Origin of the sequence: Enterobacter sp. MGH85, assembly GCF_001037655.1 — a bacterium.
Taxonomy (GTDB): Bacteria; Pseudomonadota; Gammaproteobacteria; order Enterobacterales; family Enterobacteriaceae; genus Enterobacter; species Enterobacter intestinihominis.
In genome coordinates this window covers 1,201,749-1,216,900 of record NZ_KQ089925.1, presented here as the reverse complement: position 1 = coordinate 1,216,900, position 15,152 = coordinate 1,201,749, and the positions used below count along the sequence as shown (strand labels likewise).

Genomic DNA, 15,152 nt, shown 5'->3' with positions numbered 1-15,152 from the left:
AGGTTAAAATTCTGCTTATTTTTCGATCCATGTGTTTTCAAACTGCCCATCGCGTTGCCAAAAAACTAATCACCTGGTAAATAGGAAGAAAAAGAGAAAGTGCCTGAGCAATTAAATTGAGTACACTGGCCGTACTCTTTTTGATTTGGACAAGCAGCTAATGAAACTGACTATCGTGCGTCTGGTGACCTTTAGCGACCAGGATCATATCGACCTGGGCAAGATCTGGCCGGAATATTCCTCTTCATCGCTGGCCGTCGATGAGAACCACCGCATCTATGCCGCGCGCTTTAACGAGCGCCTGCTGGCCGCCGTCCGCGTAACGCTGAGCGGCACGGAAGGGGCGCTGGACTCCCTGCGCGTGCGCGACGTGACCCGTCGTCGCGGGGTCGGGCAGTATTTGATTGAAGAGGTGATCCGCGAAAACCCGAGCGTGACCTCCTGGTGGATGGCCGACGTGGGCGTAGAGGATCGCGGCGTAATGGCGGCGTTTATGCAGGCGTTAGGGTTTACGGCGCAGGCGAACGGGTGGGAGAAGCGCTAAAAGAAAGCCGGGTGGCGGCTGCGCCTTACCCGGCCTACATTCATTATCTGCCGCATTTTCCCAGGCTGATTGTAGGCCCGGTAAGCGAAGCGCCACCGGGCAAAAGCGGGGCTGTGCGGCCTGATGCCCTCACCCCGGCCCTCTCCCACGGGGAGAGGGAGAAAACATTAAAAAAGGCAACTTACGTTGCCTTTTTGCTTTTATTTGGCGTCTGTCGCCGTGCCGTTGGCATGCCAGTCAAATACGCCGAACTCGAAGCCCTTCAGGTCGCCCTTCTCATCCCAGGACAGCGGCCCCATCACGGTTTCCACCGAGTTCGCTTTCAGCCAGGTGGCAATCTCCGCCGGATCGGCTGACTGGTTCAGGCCCGCTTGCAGAGACTGCAACGCTGCGTAAGTGGTCCAGACGAACGCACCGCTTGGATCCTGTTTCTTCGCCTTGATGGCATCTACAACAGGTTTGTTCGCAGGCACCTGGTCGTAGTTTTTCGGTTTGGTCACCAGCAGCCCTTCAGCAGACTCACCCGCGATGTTAGACAGGGAAACGTTCGCCACGCCTTCTGGCCCCATGAACTGTGTCTTCAGACCCGCCGCACGCGCCTGACGCAGGATCTGCCCCATTTCCGGGTGGTAGCCGCCGTAATAAACGAAATCGATATTCTCTTTCTTCAGACGCGCTACCAGAGTCGAGAAGTCTTTCTCACCGGTGGTAATACCGTCAAAGAACACCACGTTGGCATTCGCTTTTTTCAGGTTATCCTGCACCGCACGGGCCAGGCCTTCGCCGTACTGCTGTTTGTCATGAACAATCGCGATGCGCTGCGGCTTCACTTTTTCAACAATGTATTTCGCGGCGGTTGGCCCCTGATCGGAGTCCAGACCGGTGGTACGCAGGATCAGCTTATAGCCGCGCGCGGTCAGCTCTGGTGCCGTCGCAGCCGGCGTGATCATCAGAATGCCTTCGTCTTCGTAGATGTCAGACGCGGGCTGGGTGGAAGAGGAGCACAGGTGACCGATAACGTATTTGATCCCGTCATTTACCACTTTGTTCGCCACCGCGACCGCCTGTTTCGGGTCACAGGCATCGTCATATTTTACGATTTGCAGCTTTTCGCCCTTGATGCCGCCCTTAGCATTAATGTCTGCAACCGCCTGTTCCGCGCCCGTAAATTCCTGGTCGCCGTACTGTGCTACCGGACCGGACATCGCGCCCACCACGGCCACTTTAATATCGGCCTGCGCCATAGTGCTGAATGCCAACGCGATACATCCTGCCAGTAACGCTTTACCCTTCATGTTCATCCTGAGATTCCCCATTATTATGGTTATAACGATTGTTGTGATGTTGTTGTGTGGCGCTTTATTTCAATTATAGGCGTGCTGTTCGCGCTTTTTCAGCATACTCTGCTAAAACATACCCCATTTTTATGATTTTGGAATAGCTAATTTGAAATGAAAATATGATAAGCCCGACTGTCATTTGAGCCGGGCTTTTGGCTTTATCGTGTCAGCGAGGCGGAAATAATATCCAGCGCTTTACGGAACTGCGCTTCGGGGATGGTGAGCGGGTAGAGGAAGCGGATAACGTTGCCGTAGACGCCGCAACTCAAAAGCAGCAGCCCTTCGTTCAACGCGCGTTCCTGAACCTGACGGGTAAATTCCGGCGACGGCAGTCCGGTTTGCGGATCGGTAAATTCCACCGCCACCATCGAGCCCTGTCCACGGATATCGGCGATCCAGGGACAGCCATCCTTCGCTTTATTCAGCACCTCGACAAGATGATGGCCGAGATGAGACGCGCGCGTGCAGAGATCTTCCTCGTCAATCACGTCCAGCACCGCATGGGCCGCCGCAATCGCCAGCGGGTTACCCGCGTAGGTGCCGCCCAGTCCGCCCGGAGCGGGCGCGTCCATCACCTCTGCCCGGCCAGAGACGGCAGAGAGCGGCATTCCGCCCGCCAGGCTTTTCGCCATGGTGATCAGATCGGGCTTCACGCAGTGGTTTTCCATGGAGAATAGCTTGCCGGTACGGGCGAAGCCGGTTTGCACTTCGTCGGCAATCAGTAAAATCCCGTGGGTATCGCACAGGGCACGCAGCGCCTGCATAAAATCAGCGGGCGCGACGTTGAATCCGCCCTCGCCCTGAACCGGTTCAATAATGATTGCCGCCACCTGATCGGGCGCGATATCGGCTTTGAAGATGCGCTCCAGGCTTTTTAACGCTTCGGCGGTACTGACGCCGTGCAGGTTGTTGGGGAATTGCGCGTGGTACACCGAGCCGGGGAACGGGCCGAAGCCGAGCTTATAGGGCGCCACTTTGCCGGTCAGCGCCATGGTCATAAAGGTACGGCCGTGGAACGCGCCGCCGAAGGTGATAAGGCCGGGACGTCTGGTGTACGCCCGGGCAATTTTCACCGCATTTTCGACCACTTCTGCACCGGTTGAGAAAAAGGCGGTTTTGGCTGGCCCCTCTATGGGTACGCGCTGGTTGATGCGCTCGGCAAGCGCCACATAACCTTCATAGGGGACGATCTGGTAAGCGGTATGGGTAAAGGCATGAAGCTGTTTTTCGATGGCGGCGATAACTTTTGGATGGCGATGCCCGGTATTCAGCACGGCGATCCCGGCGGCAAAATCAATATACTCGTTACCTTCTACATCCCACACCGTGGCGTTTTCGGCTTTATCGGCATAGAAGTTACACATGACGCCGATACCGCGCGGCGTCGCCTGTAAACGCCGGTCGTTCAGTTCGTTATTTTTCACCCTGTCACCCTCTGAAAGTCGCCTGCTTAGCGCATCAGTAAGTGTTTGCCAGGGGGGAGAAATTCGCCAGAGCGGGCGCTAAAAAAACAAAACCCCCAGACTCTCATCCAGGGGTTCTCGGTGTACTTCGCGGAAATTACGCTTCGATAGCGGCGCGAAGTTTTTTCATGGCGTTCTTCTCAAGCTGACGCACACGTTCAGCGGAGACGCCGTAGCGGTCGGCCAGTTCCTGCAACGTGGACTTGTTATCTTCGTCCAGCCAGCGGGCACGGATGATATCCTGGCTACGCTCGTCGAGGCCTTCCATCGCGAAGGTCAGCTTGTTCGCCGCCTGGTCTTCCCAGTTATCCTCTTCAATGCCGTCAGCAAAGTTAGAGGTTTTATCCTGCAGATACAGGACCGGGGCCATCGGCTGGCTGTCGGAGGCATCGTCGTCGGCAGACATATCAAACGTCATGTCCTGCGCGGCCATACGGGATTCCATCTCGCGGACGTCTTTGCTGGAAACGCCCAGCTCGCGCGCCACCATTTCCACTTCATCCTGATTGAACCAGCCCAGACGCTGCTTGGTTTTACGCAGGTTGAAGAACAGTTTGCGCTGCGCTTTCGTCGTAGCGACTTTCACAATACGCCAGTTACGCAGGACGTATTCGTGAATTTCCGCTTTGATCCAGTGCACGGCGAAGGAGACGAGTCGCACACCCACTTCCGGGTTGAAGCGACGTACCGCCTTCATCAGGCCAATGTTACCTTCCTGAATCAGGTCCGCCTGCGGCAGGCCGTAGCCCGCATAATTACGAGCAACGTGAACAACAAAGCGCAGGTGAGACAGGATCAGCGTTTTAGCTGCTTCCAGATCGCCCTGGTAATGCAGCTTTTCAGCAAGCTCCTTTTCTTCCTCAGCCGTTAACATCGGCCAGGTGTTCGCAGCCCGGATGTAAGATTCCAGGTTACCAACAGGGGCTAAAGCTAAAGTTTGCATTTCTTTGGTCATTCATTCCTCTCAATGTTTCTTCTGGTCCAGGTTGTCCCCGTCAGGCAACAACCATGCCAAAGCGTTTGAGCAACGAGATTAGCATTCACTCTTTTATCAGACAGTGATTTTATCCACAAGTTCCAGGTGCAACAGTGAATAAATTACGCACAAAATGTGACATGAAGATGATTACAGGGGAAGAGACAACAGGGACGCTTTCCCTGCAAGCGAACATCTCGGTGCAGGGAAAGATTATATCACGCTTTTATTAGTCGGGAGTAAAGTGGCGTAAATGTTGAACCGTTGCCAGCCATGCCGCCACCCAGCCGATCATGGAGCAGACCAGCAGCAACAGCAAGCACTCATCGAACCCTAAGCCACTGATATCAAACTTCGTTCCGAAAACCTGCGCCACCTCGGTGACGGCAGACGACAGCCGCATCACCAAAATTTCTGACAAAATCAATGAAAGAAATGCACCAGAAAAACCTAATAACGCGCCGCCATAGAGGAACGGGCGGAGGATGAAACCATCCGTTGCGCCAATCAGTTTCTGCACGTTGATGGTATCGCGACGGGCGAAGATGCTCAGGCGCACGCTGTTACCGATGACGAGGAACACCGCCGCCACCATCAGCACGCCGATCATCGCCGATACGCGCCCCACCAGCCCGGTCAGGGCGGCAAGACGGGCAAACCAGCTGTCGTCCATGCGCACTTCATCAATCCCATTGATGCGGGTAATGCGGTCGCGCAGGGTGTTGAGCGAATCGGTGCCCTGGAAATCGAGCTTCGGGATCACCACCGCCACGGCGGGCAGCGGGTTCTCTTCCAGCATATCCAGCGCGCCGCCGAACCCGGACCAGTTGCGGAATTCGCCCAGCGCTTCATCGCGGGAAAGATAGTTCACTTTCTCCACGCCCTGCTCGGCCTGAATCTGCCCCACTACCTGAGCCGCAGCGTTATCGTCGAGGGCTTTATCCAGATAAACGGTAATCTGCGGCGACGGATAGTACTGGGACGCCGCCTGGTTCACGTTTTTGTAAACCATGTAGCAGACGCTCGGCAGCGTCAGGGAGATGGCAATCACCATCACCGTCAGGAACGTCGCCAGCGGTTTGCTTTTTAGATCCTGCAACGCGCCCTGGAAGGCGTAGCGCACCTGTTCGTTGAAGACGTTGGTTTTACGGGAGTTCGGTTTCGGTGTCGCTTTGGCACGCTTAGGCGCATGGCGATTGCCGTCCCCGCCGCCCTGAGGCTTGCGGAAACGGTCAAACCGGTTGCTGAACTGCCGTATCTGGTTCATTGCATCACGCTTATTCACCGTGGCCTCCGTGCAAATGCCCGTCGCTCAGGGTCAGCATGCGGTACGAACGGCGTGAGATAAGCCCCATGTCGTGCGTCGCCATCAGTACCGTGACCCCCACGCGGTTAAATTCCTCAAACAGACGCAGGATCCCTTCAGAGAGGGCATCGTCCAGGTTACCGGTCGGTTCATCCGCCAGCAAGACGGCAGGCTTGTTCACCACCGCACGGGCGATGCCCACGCGCTGCTGCTCACCGCCGGAGAGCTGGATCGGGAAGTTCTTCGCTTTGTCCAGCAGCCCGACCTTATCCAGCGCCGCCGAAACGCGACGGCGGATATCATCGTAACTGGCGCCGGCAATAATCAGCGGGATCGCGACGTTATCGAAAACCGTGCGATCCATCAGCAGGTGGTGATCCTGGAAAATCATGCCAATCTGACGACGCAGGAACGGCACTTCACGGTTCTTAAGACGGCTAATTTCATGGCCGCTGAACCAGATTTTCCCGGCACTTGGCCGCTCGATCCCACAGATCAGCTTGAGCAGGGTACTTTTCCCCGCGCCGGAATGGCCGGTCAGGAATGCCATCTCGCCTGGCTGGAGGTGGAATGTTACCCCCTGCAGCGCTTGTCTCCCGCCGAGATAGGCCTTGCTGACGTGTTCAAAGCGAATCATTGTTAGTCCTCTCGGGCAAATAGTGCCTCAATAAAGTCGTCCGCTTTAAACGGACGTAAATCCTCAATACGCTCGCCCACACCGATATAACGGATAGGAATGCCGAACTGGTCGGCCACGGAGAAGATCACCCCGCCTTTCGCGGTGCCGTCCAGCTTGGTCAGCGTGATCCCGGTCAGTCCTACCGCTTCATTGAACAGCTTCGCCTGGCTGATGGCGTTCTGTCCGGTGCTGGCGTCGATAGTCAGCATAATTTCATGCGGTGCATCTTCGTCCAGCTTCTTCATGACGCGAACGATTTTCTTCAGCTCTTCCATCAGGTGCGATTTGTTCTGCAAACGCCCTGCGGTATCTGCAATCAGCACGTCCACGTTACGCGACTTCGCCGCCTGGATGGCATCGAAAATCACGGACGCGGAATCCGCGCCGGTGTGCTGGGCAATGACCGGAATATTGTTGCGCTGGCCCCACACCTGGAGCTGTTCCACCGCTGCCGCACGGAAGGTATCGCCCGCCGCCAGCATCACCGATTTGCCCTGCTGCTCAAACTGGCGCGCCAGCTTGCCGATGGTGGTGGTTTTACCCACGCCGTTGACGCCAACCATCAGAATAACAAAGGGCATTTTGCCTTCAATATTAAGCGGTTCGTCAACTTTTGCGAGAATTTCACCCATCTCGTCTTTCAGCAGGCCGTACAGCGCCTCGGCGTCACGCAGCTGTTTGCGGTTCGCTCCTTCGGTCAGGTTGGCGATGATTTTCCGGGTGGTCTCCACGCCCACGTCCGCAATCAGCAGTTGCTCTTCCAGCTCCTCAAACAGATCGTCGTCGATCTTCTTGCCGCGGAACAGACTGATAAATCCGGAACCTAAGTTTTCTTTGGTTTTGAGCAGGCTGCGCTTCAGGCGCGCGAAGAAACCTTCTTTGGTCGGTTTTTCCTGCTCCTGAACGATCTCTTCTTCGGCCTGCTCTTCCACCGGCACGACGATGACCGCTTCTTCAGCCGCTTCCGCCGCCAGCGCCTGGGCCTCCAGCTCTTCGTCGGTCAGCTCTGGCTCAAGGGCCGCTTCTTCTTCCACCGCCTCAACAATTTCAACGGTTTCCGCTTCGGCCTGCCACTCTTCGGCAGAAACCTCTTCAGCTTTCACCTCTTCCGGCAGCGGCAGCGCTTCGTGTTCGATAGCGGCCTGCGGCGCTTCGGTAAGGGTTTCAACGATAACCGGCTCTGGTTTTTCGCTCTCCTGAACCTGTTCGGTAACCTCAACCACCTCTTCGGCAAAGGATTCAATCTCTTCTTTGCTGTGGGCTGGCTCTTCCGCTTCGACAACCGCAGCGGTTTCGACAGGCGTTTCAGGCTGTGACTGCTCTTCTACAACCTGCTGTTCTTCGGTTTTCTGTTCTGTTTCTTGCTCTTTTTCACCGAAACCCAACCAGGAAAAGAAGCCACGTTTTTTTTGTTTTGCCATCTGCGACTACACTCCTCGCGGCGCTATATACAGGGAAGCTAAAAAAATGATGAAATAGTCTAACACTTTACTTAATTGACATCACCGCCCGCAATCGCAGGGCATTGTTAACAGAGCTTTCCTGAGATGAAGAAACCCACCCGCGCCCCGGCCGGTCAAATTCGCATTATCGGCGGTCAGTGGCGAGGCCGGAAATTACCGGTGCCGGACAGCCCCGGTTTACGCCCTACCACGGACCGCGTTCGCGAGACGCTGTTTAACTGGCTCGCCCCGTCAATGGTAGACGCCCATTGCCTGGACTGCTTCGCCGGAAGCGGTGCATTAGGGCTGGAAGCGCTGTCGCGCTATGCTGCGAGCGCCACGCTGCTGGAGATGGAGCGCGGCGTCGCACAGACGTTGCAGCAAAATTTGGCTACGCTGAAAGCAACCAACGCCAAAGTGGTGAATACCAACACGCTGAGCTTCCTCGCGCAACAGGGGACGCCGTTCAACGTGGTCTTTGTTGACCCGCCGTTCCGTAAAGGGCTGCTGGAAGAGACATTATCGTTGCTGGAAAAAAATGGCTGGCTGGCAGACGACGCGCTGATTTACGTTGAAAGCGAAGTGGAAAATGGTCTGCCGCCCGTTCCCGTTCACTGGGATCTGCACCGCGAGAAGGTCGCCGGCCAGGTGGCTTATCGTCTGTATCACCGTCAGGCACAAGGAGGATCCGATGCCAGTACTGATTAACGTAGGGCGCTTGCTGATGCTGGGCGTCTGGGCTTTTTTGATTTTGAATCTGGTGCACCCGTTCCCGCGTCCGCTGAATATCTTCATTAACGTGGCGCTGATTTTTACCGCGTTTATGCATGCCTTACAGATGGTGATGCTGAAAAACGGACTGCCGAAAGATAGCCCACCGATGACCGGCTGGCAGCAGCTACGGGTGTTTATTTTCGGCGTATTTGAGCTGCTGGTGTGGATGAAGAAGTTTAAGGCGCAGGTGAAGAAGTAAGGTGCGGCCTGATGCCCTCACCCTAACCCTCTCCCACAGGGAGAGGGGACGCTTACACCCTCTCCCCTTCGGGGAGTGGGCCGGGGTGAGGGGAAAATTACTGCTCCGGTTCAAACCCTTCAAACCGCGACCCTTTGTAGCTCAGCGTGCCTTTCTCCCCCACCGTCAACTGGTGGTACTGCTGCGCCTCCAGTCTGAAGGTCATCTCCAGCCCGCCGGTTTCCGGCTTAAAGCTCGCTTCATAGCGCATCGTTGTGCCCGCAGGCGTCACCTGCTGCTGGCGGGATCGGCGGTCATTAAGCGGTTTCTCGCGCTTGTTCGTCACCACCACGCGCTTTTGCATCAGCGGTGCGGCATCGTTGTCGGCCTTCTCACGGCGCTGCTGCACGAAGCGAAACGAGGCGGCAATGACGATAATCGCCAGCACGACAATAAAAAACAGCGGCATCTTGCTCATTGAAAAATCCCATCAGATTATGCGGAATTCAGGATACCTCGCCTGCCCCGGCATTGCCAAACGCCCGCTCGCGTCACTACACTGGATCAGAAACTGATCATTCAGCCTCAACAGTTACAGGGAGTTAATATGCTTTGGTCATTTATCGCTGTCTGTTTTTCCGCATGGCTTTACGTCGATGCGTCTTACCGTGGCCCAGCCTGGCAGCGCTGGTTGTTTAAACCCGTCACGCTATTGCTCCTGCTGTTGCTTGCCTGGCAGGCACCGATGTTTAACGCCATCAGCTATCTTGTCCTCGCGGGGCTGTGTGCGTCCCTGATTGGCGATGCCTTAACCCTACTGCCGCGCCAGCGTCTGCTGTACGCCGTGGGGGCATTCTTCCTGTCGCATCTGCTCTATACCATCTACTTTGCCAGCCAGATGACGCTCTCCATCTTCTGGCCGCTGCCGCTGGTGCTGCTGGTGATTGGCGCCCTGCTGATCGCGGTGATCTGGTCGCGTCTGGAAGAGATGCGTCTGCCGGTGTGTACGTTTATCGCCATGACGCTGGTGATGGTGTGGCTGGCGGGCGAGTTGTGGTTCTTCCGTCCGACAGCGCCTGCGATGTCCGCGTTCTTCGGTGCCACACTGTTGCTGTTGGGTAACATCGTCTGGCTGGGCAGCCACCATCGCCGCCGCTTCCGTGCGGATAATGCGATTTCTGCCGCCTGTTACTTTGCCGGACACTTCCTCATTGTGCGTTCACTGTATATCTAAATAACGCTTGACTCTGGAGTCGACTCCAGAGTGTATGCTGCGGTTAATGAGAAAATTATCATTACCGGAGACTGCCATGTCGACTCCAGAAATACCTAAAAAAGTTCCCCAATTCTCGGCACTTAAGCTCAGCCCGGTTCCGCCAAAAGAGGACTGCTGCTGCGAGGGCGCATGCGAAACGCAAACTCAAACGCTGCCTGAAAGCGGCAATCACTACAGCTGGGTCGTCAACGGCATGGACTGCGCGGCCTGCGCCCGCAAAGTGAAAAACGCGGTGAAGCAGGTGCCGGGCGTGAGCCACGTTCAGGTGCTGTTCGCTACCGAAAAGCTGCTGGTCAGCGCCGAAAACGACGTCAGCAGACAGGTTGAAGCCGCCGTCAGCAAAGCGGGTTATACCCTGCGCAGCGAAACGGCGCCCGCAGAAAAAACGTCTCCGCTAAAAGAAAACCTGCCCCTTATCACCCTCATCATCATGATGGCCCTGAGCTGGGGGCTGGAGCAGATCAACCACCCGTTCGGCAACCTGGCGTTTATCGCCACCACGCTGGTTGGCCTGTTCCCGATTGCCCGTCAGGCGCTGCGTCTGATGAGAAGCGGCAGCTGGTTTGCCATCGAAACGCTGATGAGCGTGGCGGCTATCGGGGCGCTGTTTATTGGCGCGACGGCGGAAGCGGCGATGGTGCTGCTGCTGTTCTTAATTGGCGAACGCCTTGAGGGCTGGGCGGCGAGCCGGGCGCGTAAAGGGGTGAGCGCGCTGATGGCGCTAAAGCCGGAAACCGCCACGCGAGTTATTGATGGTCAGCGTGAAACGGTCGCCATCAACACCCTGCGCCCGGGTGACGTGATTGAAGTGCCCGCAGGCGGACGTCTGCCAGCCGATGGGGCCCTCGTTACCGCCACCGCAAGTTTTGACGAAAGTGCCCTGACCGGGGAATCCATCCCGGTTGCGCGCGCGGCGGGTGAAAAGGTGCCTGCGGGCGCCACCAGCGTCGACCGACTGGTGCAGTTGACGGTCATTTCCGAACCGGGCGACAGCGCCATCGACCGCATCCTCAGGCTGATTGAAGAGGCCGAGGAGCGCCGCGCGCCGGTAGAACGCTTTATCGATCGCTTCAGCCGGATTTACACCCCCGCCATCATGCTGGTGGCGCTGCTGGTCACCGTCGTCCCGCCGCTGTTCTTCGGCGCGCCGTGGGAGGGCTGGATTTACAAAGGGCTGACGCTGCTGCTGATCGGCTGTCCGTGTGCGCTGGTGATCTCCACCCCGGCGGCGATTACCTCCGGGCTGGCGGCGGCGGCACGTCGCGGGGCGCTGATTAAGGGCGGCGCGGCGCTGGAACAGCTGAGTCAGGTCCAGCACATCGCCTTCGATAAAACCGGCACGCTGACCGTCGGCAGGCCGCAGGTGACCGGCGTGTATCCGCAGGACATCAGTGAAGACGCCCTGCTGACGCTGGCCGCTGCCGTGGAGCAGGGTTCCACCCACCCTCTGGCGCAGGCGATTGTACGTGAAGCGAAGGGGCGCGGGCTGAACATCCCTCCGGCAACGGCCCAGCGAGCGCTGGTCGGGTCAGGGATTGAAGCTGTGGTCGAAGGCAAAAAAGTGCTGATCGCCGCGGCGGACGCGCGCTCTACTCCACAGGTTGAGGCGCTGGAGCAGGCCGGGCAGACGGTCATTACCGTGATGCAGGACGGTGTGCCGATGGGCATGCTGGCGCTGCGCGACACCCTGCGTGACGATGCGAAAGAGGCCGTCGACGCACTGCACAGGCTGGGAGTACAGGGCGTGATCCTGACCGGCGATAATCCGCGCGCGGCGGCGGCGATTGCAGGCGAGCTGGGGCTGGAGTTTAAGGCCGGATTGTTGCCTGCGGATAAAGTCAGCGCGGTAACCGAGCTGAACAGCAACGCCCCGCTGGCGATGGTCGGGGACGGAATAAACGATGCCCCGGCAATGAAAGCTTCCACCATCGGCATTGCGATGGGCAGCGGCACCGACGTGGCACTGGAGACCGCCGACGCGGCGCTGACGCACAACCGCCTGACCGGGCTGGCGCAGATGATAGAACTTGCGCGGGCGACGCGCGCCAATATTCGGCAGAACATCGCCATTGCGCTGGGTCTGAAGGGGATTTTCCTGGTCACCACGCTGCTCGGCATGACCGGACTGTGGCTGGCGGTACTGGCGGATACGGGGGCGACGGTGCTGGTTACGGCGAACGCGTTGCGGTTGTTGCGTCAAAGGTAAAAGTGAAACGGCAACCGGGTTGCCGTTTCTCGTGTTTACCCCCTCTCCCCGCGGGAGAGGGCCGGGGTGAGGGCATCAGGCCGCACGCGTCACTGCATTCCTAACAGCCCCGGCAACCACAATGAAATCGCCGGAATGTACGTCACCATCCCCAGCACGACCAGCAACATACCGTAAAACGGCAGCATCGCCCGCACCACGTGTTCGATCTTCTGCTTACTCACCGCACTCGCCACAAACAGCACCGACCCGACCGGCGGCGTGATCAGCCCAATCCCCAGGTTAACCATCATGATCATCCCAAAATGCACCGGGTCGATACCCAGTGCATTGGTCACCGGCAGCAGCACCGGCGTCAGGATCAGGATGATCGGCGCCATGTCCATCAGCGTGCCAATCAGCAGCAGCATGATGTTGAGGTACATGAGGATCACGTACTTGTTATCGGAGAGCGATGTGAAGAATTCGGTGATGCGCATCGGCAGTTGCATGTAGGTCATCACCGCCCCAAACGCCGCGGCAAAGCCGATTAAAATCATCACGATGGTGACGGTTTTCACCGTGCGGCACATCAGCTTCGGCAGTTCGCTCCACTTGTAGTCGCGGTAGATAAACATGGTGACGAAGAACGCCCACAGGCAGGCCACGGCGGCAGATTCGGTGGCGGTAAAAATCCCGGACAAGATCCCGCCGAGGATAATCACCACCGTCATCAGCCCCCACAGGGCATCGAGCATAATTTTCAGCGCCTGCCTGAACGGGATTTTGTCCCCCTTCGGGTAGCCGCGCTTGCGGGCGAAGCACAGGCAGAGCACCATCAGGCTCACGCCCAGCAGCAGGCCCGGCAGCACGCCCGCGATAAACAGCGTGGCGATGGAGACCGTTCCCCCCGCCGCCAGGGAGTAAATCACCGAGTTGTGGCTGGGCGGGATCAGAATCGCCTGCACCGACCCGCTGGCCGTCACCGCCGCCGCGTATTCGCGCGGATAACCCTTCTTCTCCATCTCCGGGATCATCACGCTGCCGATAGACGCCGTATCCGCCACCGACGAGCCGGAAATCGCGCCGAAGAACGTCGAGGCGACAATGTTCACCAGCGACAGCCCACCGCGGATAAAGCCGACGAACACGTAGGCGAAATTCACCAGCCGTCGGGCAATGCCCCCTTCCGCCATGATCGCCCCGGCAAGAATGAAGAACGGGATTGCCAGCAGGGTAAATTTATTGACCCCGCTGGTGATCTGGATCATCAGCGCCTCCAGCGGCAGGTCAATCCACAGCGCGCCCGCCACGGCGCTTAAGCCGACGGCGAAGGCCACCGGCATCCCCAGCGCCAGCAAAATGGCGAGGGTGAATAACAAAACAAAAGCATCCATTGTTCACCCCTTAACTGTGATTGCCGATCAGCACGACCGGACGGTTTTCCTGCGAGCCAAACAGCAGGCGTTCAAGCACAAACAGGATCAAAATGGCCGACCCGACAGGCAGAGGCAGATAGCTTTCGCCGGAGGTCAAGAGCGGAAACTCCGCCACCGGCTGCTCCCACAGCTCAACGCACAGCCAGTAGCTGTACCAGCACATCAGGCCAGAAATAAGCAGCATCAGCAGATCCACTACCCGCGCGCACAGCCTTTGCAGCGACGCGGGCAGGCGGTCGGTAAGCATGTTGACCGCAATATGCGACCCGGCGCGGTAGCTCACCGCCGCGCCGATGAAGGTAAACGTCACCATGCAGATAATGGCGATCGGCTCCGGCCAGGATTCGCCGCGATTGAGCACGTAGCGTGAGAAGATGCCGATGGGGATGACAATCGTCATCACCAGCAGCGAGAGACCCGCCACCGCCATGGCGAGCAGGTACAGACGATCCATCCACTTCAGGTAGAGTTCGGACATACGTACTCCGGATTACTGAACGTCAGCGATGGCTTTCATCAGATCCTGATGCTTGTCGCCATACTGCGCGCGCACCGGCTCAGTGGCTTTGATGAACACCGTTTTGTCGATATCGTGGAACTTCACGCCGCCAGCCTTCATTTTTGCCAGCGCCTGGTCGTTATACGCATTCCACAGCTTGCGCTGCTCGAACTGCGCTTCGCGGGCCAGCACCAGGATCTTTTGCTGTTCGTCAGCGCTGAGCTTGTCCCATTTCACTTTGGAATAGAGCAGCATTTCCGGGGTGATGAAGTGGCCGCTCAGCGTGTAGTTTTTGGCGACCGGCATATAGTTGTGGGCGATAAAGGTTGGCGGGTTGTTCTCCGCGCCGTCGATCACCCCGGTCTGCATGCCGCTGTAAACCTCGCTGACGCCCATCGCCACCGAGTTCGCCCCCATCGCTTTCAGCGTGGCCAGCGCCACCGGGCTGCCCTGCACGCGGATTTTCTTCCCTTTCAGATCGTCCGGTTTGACGATCGGCTCTTTGGTGATCAGGTTACGGGTGCCGGAATCCATCCAGCCGAGGAAGACCAGGCGCGATTTCGGGTTGGCGGTCAGCTTGTCGCCAATCTGCTTGCCGATATCCCCGTCGATCACCTTGTGCATGTGGTCTTCATCGCGGAATACGTAGGGCAGCGTAAACACTTCGATATCCGGCAGGATGGCGGCAACCGGCGCCATAGAGACGCGGATCATGTCTATCGCCCCCATCTGCGCCTGCTCAATCATCTGCTTTTCATCCCCCAGCACGCCGCCGGGGAAGACCTTAATCTCCAGCTTGCCATCGGTTTGTTGTTTGAGTTTTTCACCCATCTGCTGAACCGCCACCACGTTCGGGTAGCCTTCAGGATGCACATCGGCGGCTTTGATGGTCTGGGCAGAAACGGTGCAGGCAAAAGCAGACAGGCACAGAGCAGCCAGTAACGGCTTGAGGGTCGTTTTCATTGAGTCAACTCCAGGGTAGTGAAATAAGCGTTAAAACGATGTTTTAGTTTTTGACGTTTAAAAATTAGACTACGGCTGGAAAAAGGAG

Annotated in this window: 15 protein-coding genes; 5 read left to right on the top strand and 10 right to left on the bottom strand. The window is 57.6% G+C overall.

All coding sequences use genetic code 11. The annotated features are described in order from the left end of the window. Positions 1–160 precede the first annotated feature (160 nt). Positions 161–544 carry an aspartate 1-decarboxylase autocleavage activator PanM gene (gene panM, locus SK51_RS05625; RefSeq protein WP_022649664.1) on the top strand — a complete coding sequence of 128 codons (384 nt, stop codon included), beginning with the start codon at positions 161–163 and terminating at the stop codon, positions 542–544. Positions 545–744: 200 nt separating this feature from the next. Here the strand turns inward: panM and livJ are convergent, their stop codons facing one another. The 6 genes from livJ to ftsY all read right to left on the bottom strand — a co-directional run bounded on the left by livJ (position 745) and on the right by ftsY (position 7,729). Beyond that, entirely contained in the window at positions 745–1,845 is a 1,101-nt protein-coding gene (gene livJ / locus SK51_RS05620; protein WP_155404792.1) for a branched chain amino acid ABC transporter substrate-binding protein LivJ, read from the bottom strand. 197 nt (positions 1,846–2,042) lie between these two features. Then, positions 2,043–3,308, bottom strand: coding sequence for a 4-aminobutyrate--2-oxoglutarate transaminase (locus SK51_RS05615; RefSeq protein WP_023307132.1), 1,266 nt, complete (start codon positions 3,306–3,308; stop codon positions 2,043–2,045). 136 nt (positions 3,309–3,444) lie between these two features. After that, positions 3,445–4,302 carry an RNA polymerase sigma factor RpoH gene (gene rpoH, locus SK51_RS05610; protein ID WP_000159624.1) on the bottom strand — a complete coding sequence of 286 codons (858 nt, stop codon included), beginning with the start codon at positions 4,300–4,302 and terminating at the stop codon, positions 3,445–3,447. Between the two features lie 250 nt (positions 4,303–4,552). Next, positions 4,553–5,608 carry a permease-like cell division protein FtsX gene (gene ftsX, locus SK51_RS05605; protein ID WP_022649667.1) on the bottom strand — a complete coding sequence of 352 codons (1,056 nt, stop codon included), beginning with the start codon at positions 5,606–5,608 and terminating at the stop codon, positions 4,553–4,555. Then, positions 5,601–6,266: a cell division ATP-binding protein FtsE gene (gene ftsE, locus SK51_RS05600; protein WP_006812284.1), complete on the bottom strand. Its 666-nt coding sequence runs from the start codon at positions 6,264–6,266 to the stop codon at positions 5,601–5,603. Before ftsE ends, ftsX begins: the two co-directional genes overlap by 8 nt. 2 nt (positions 6,267–6,268) lie before the next feature. Further along, positions 6,269–7,729: a signal recognition particle-docking protein FtsY gene (gene ftsY, locus SK51_RS05595; protein ID WP_023298805.1), complete on the bottom strand. Its 1,461-nt coding sequence runs from the start codon at positions 7,727–7,729 to the stop codon at positions 6,269–6,271. Between the two features lie 126 nt (positions 7,730–7,855). Between ftsY and rsmD the strand changes: the two genes are divergently transcribed. Further along, the gene (gene rsmD / locus SK51_RS05590; protein ID WP_022649669.1) at positions 7,856–8,458 is read left to right on the top strand and encodes a 16S rRNA (guanine(966)-N(2))-methyltransferase; all 603 of its coding nucleotides are present in this window, start codon (positions 7,856–7,858) and stop codon (positions 8,456–8,458) included. Next, positions 8,442–8,723, top strand: coding sequence for a DUF1145 family protein (locus SK51_RS05585; RefSeq protein WP_022649670.1), 282 nt, complete (start codon positions 8,442–8,444; stop codon positions 8,721–8,723). The genes rsmD and SK51_RS05585 overlap by 17 nt, the downstream gene beginning before the upstream one ends. Positions 8,724–8,820: 97 nt before the next feature. Here the strand turns inward: SK51_RS05585 and SK51_RS05580 are convergent, their stop codons facing one another. After that, entirely contained in the window at positions 8,821–9,180 is a 360-nt protein-coding gene (locus SK51_RS05580) for a DUF2500 domain-containing protein (protein WP_022649671.1), read from the bottom strand. A 129-nt stretch (positions 9,181–9,309) separates the two neighbouring features. Here SK51_RS05580 and SK51_RS05575 point away from each other — a divergent pair, with 129 nt between their 5' ends. Next, positions 9,310–9,936 carry a lysoplasmalogenase gene (locus tag SK51_RS05575; RefSeq protein WP_023307133.1) on the top strand — a complete coding sequence of 209 codons (627 nt, stop codon included), beginning with the start codon at positions 9,310–9,312 and terminating at the stop codon, positions 9,934–9,936. Between the two features lie 76 nt (positions 9,937–10,012). Further along, positions 10,013–12,184: a Zn(II)/Cd(II)/Pb(II) translocating P-type ATPase ZntA gene (gene zntA / locus SK51_RS05570; RefSeq protein ID WP_032626834.1), complete on the top strand. Its 2,172-nt coding sequence runs from the start codon at positions 10,013–10,015 to the stop codon at positions 12,182–12,184. 89 nt (positions 12,185–12,273) lie between these two features. Here the strand turns inward: zntA and SK51_RS05565 are convergent, their stop codons facing one another. Genes SK51_RS05565 through SK51_RS05555 form a run of 3 tightly spaced genes read right to left on the bottom strand, consistent with a single transcriptional unit; the run spans position 12,274 to position 15,064 of the window. Beyond that, entirely contained in the window at positions 12,274–13,560 is a 1,287-nt protein-coding gene (locus tag SK51_RS05565) for a TRAP transporter large permease (RefSeq protein ID WP_022649674.1), read from the bottom strand. 10 nt (positions 13,561–13,570) lie between these two features. Next, positions 13,571–14,080 carry a TRAP transporter small permease gene (locus SK51_RS05560; protein ID WP_023298808.1) on the bottom strand — a complete coding sequence of 170 codons (510 nt, stop codon included), beginning with the start codon at positions 14,078–14,080 and terminating at the stop codon, positions 13,571–13,573. A 12-nt stretch (positions 14,081–14,092) separates the two neighbouring features. Then, positions 14,093–15,064 (bottom strand): TRAP transporter substrate-binding protein, encoded by a 972-nt coding sequence (locus tag SK51_RS05555; protein WP_023307135.1) that lies wholly within the window; start codon positions 15,062–15,064, stop codon positions 14,093–14,095. Between the last annotated feature and the right edge of the window lie 88 nt (positions 15,065–15,152).

Excerpts from the sequence above, each read along its gene's own strand:
- panM (WP_022649664.1), top strand. The coding sequence starts at position 161 with ATGAAACTGACTATCGTGCGTCTGGTGACCTTTAGCGACCAGGATCAT.
- livJ (WP_155404792.1), bottom strand. The coding sequence starts at position 1,845 with ATGAACATGAAGGGTAAAGCGTTACTGGCAGGATGTATCGCGTTGGCA.
- rpoH (WP_000159624.1), bottom strand. The coding sequence starts at position 4,302 with ATGACCAAAGAAATGCAAACTTTAGCTTTAGCCCCTGTTGGTAACCTG.
- ftsE (WP_006812284.1), bottom strand. The coding sequence starts at position 6,266 with ATGATTCGCTTTGAACACGTCAGCAAGGCCTATCTCGGCGGGAGACAA.
- ftsY (WP_023298805.1), bottom strand. The coding sequence starts at position 7,729 with ATGGCAAAACAAAAAAAACGTGGCTTCTTTTCCTGGTTGGGTTTCGGT.
- rsmD (WP_022649669.1), top strand. The coding sequence starts at position 7,856 with ATGAAGAAACCCACCCGCGCCCCGGCCGGTCAAATTCGCATTATCGGC.
- SK51_RS05585 (WP_022649670.1), top strand. The coding sequence starts at position 8,442 with ATGCCAGTACTGATTAACGTAGGGCGCTTGCTGATGCTGGGCGTCTGG.
- SK51_RS05580 (WP_022649671.1), bottom strand. The coding sequence starts at position 9,180 with ATGAGCAAGATGCCGCTGTTTTTTATTGTCGTGCTGGCGATTATCGTC.
- SK51_RS05575 (WP_023307133.1), top strand. The coding sequence starts at position 9,310 with ATGCTTTGGTCATTTATCGCTGTCTGTTTTTCCGCATGGCTTTACGTC.
- zntA (WP_032626834.1), top strand. The coding sequence starts at position 10,013 with ATGTCGACTCCAGAAATACCTAAAAAAGTTCCCCAATTCTCGGCACTT.
- SK51_RS05565 (WP_022649674.1), bottom strand. The coding sequence starts at position 13,560 with ATGGATGCTTTTGTTTTGTTATTCACCCTCGCCATTTTGCTGGCGCTG.
- SK51_RS05560 (WP_023298808.1), bottom strand. The coding sequence starts at position 14,080 with ATGTCCGAACTCTACCTGAAGTGGATGGATCGTCTGTACCTGCTCGCC.
- SK51_RS05555 (WP_023307135.1), bottom strand. The coding sequence starts at position 15,064 with ATGAAAACGACCCTCAAGCCGTTACTGGCTGCTCTGTGCCTGTCTGCT.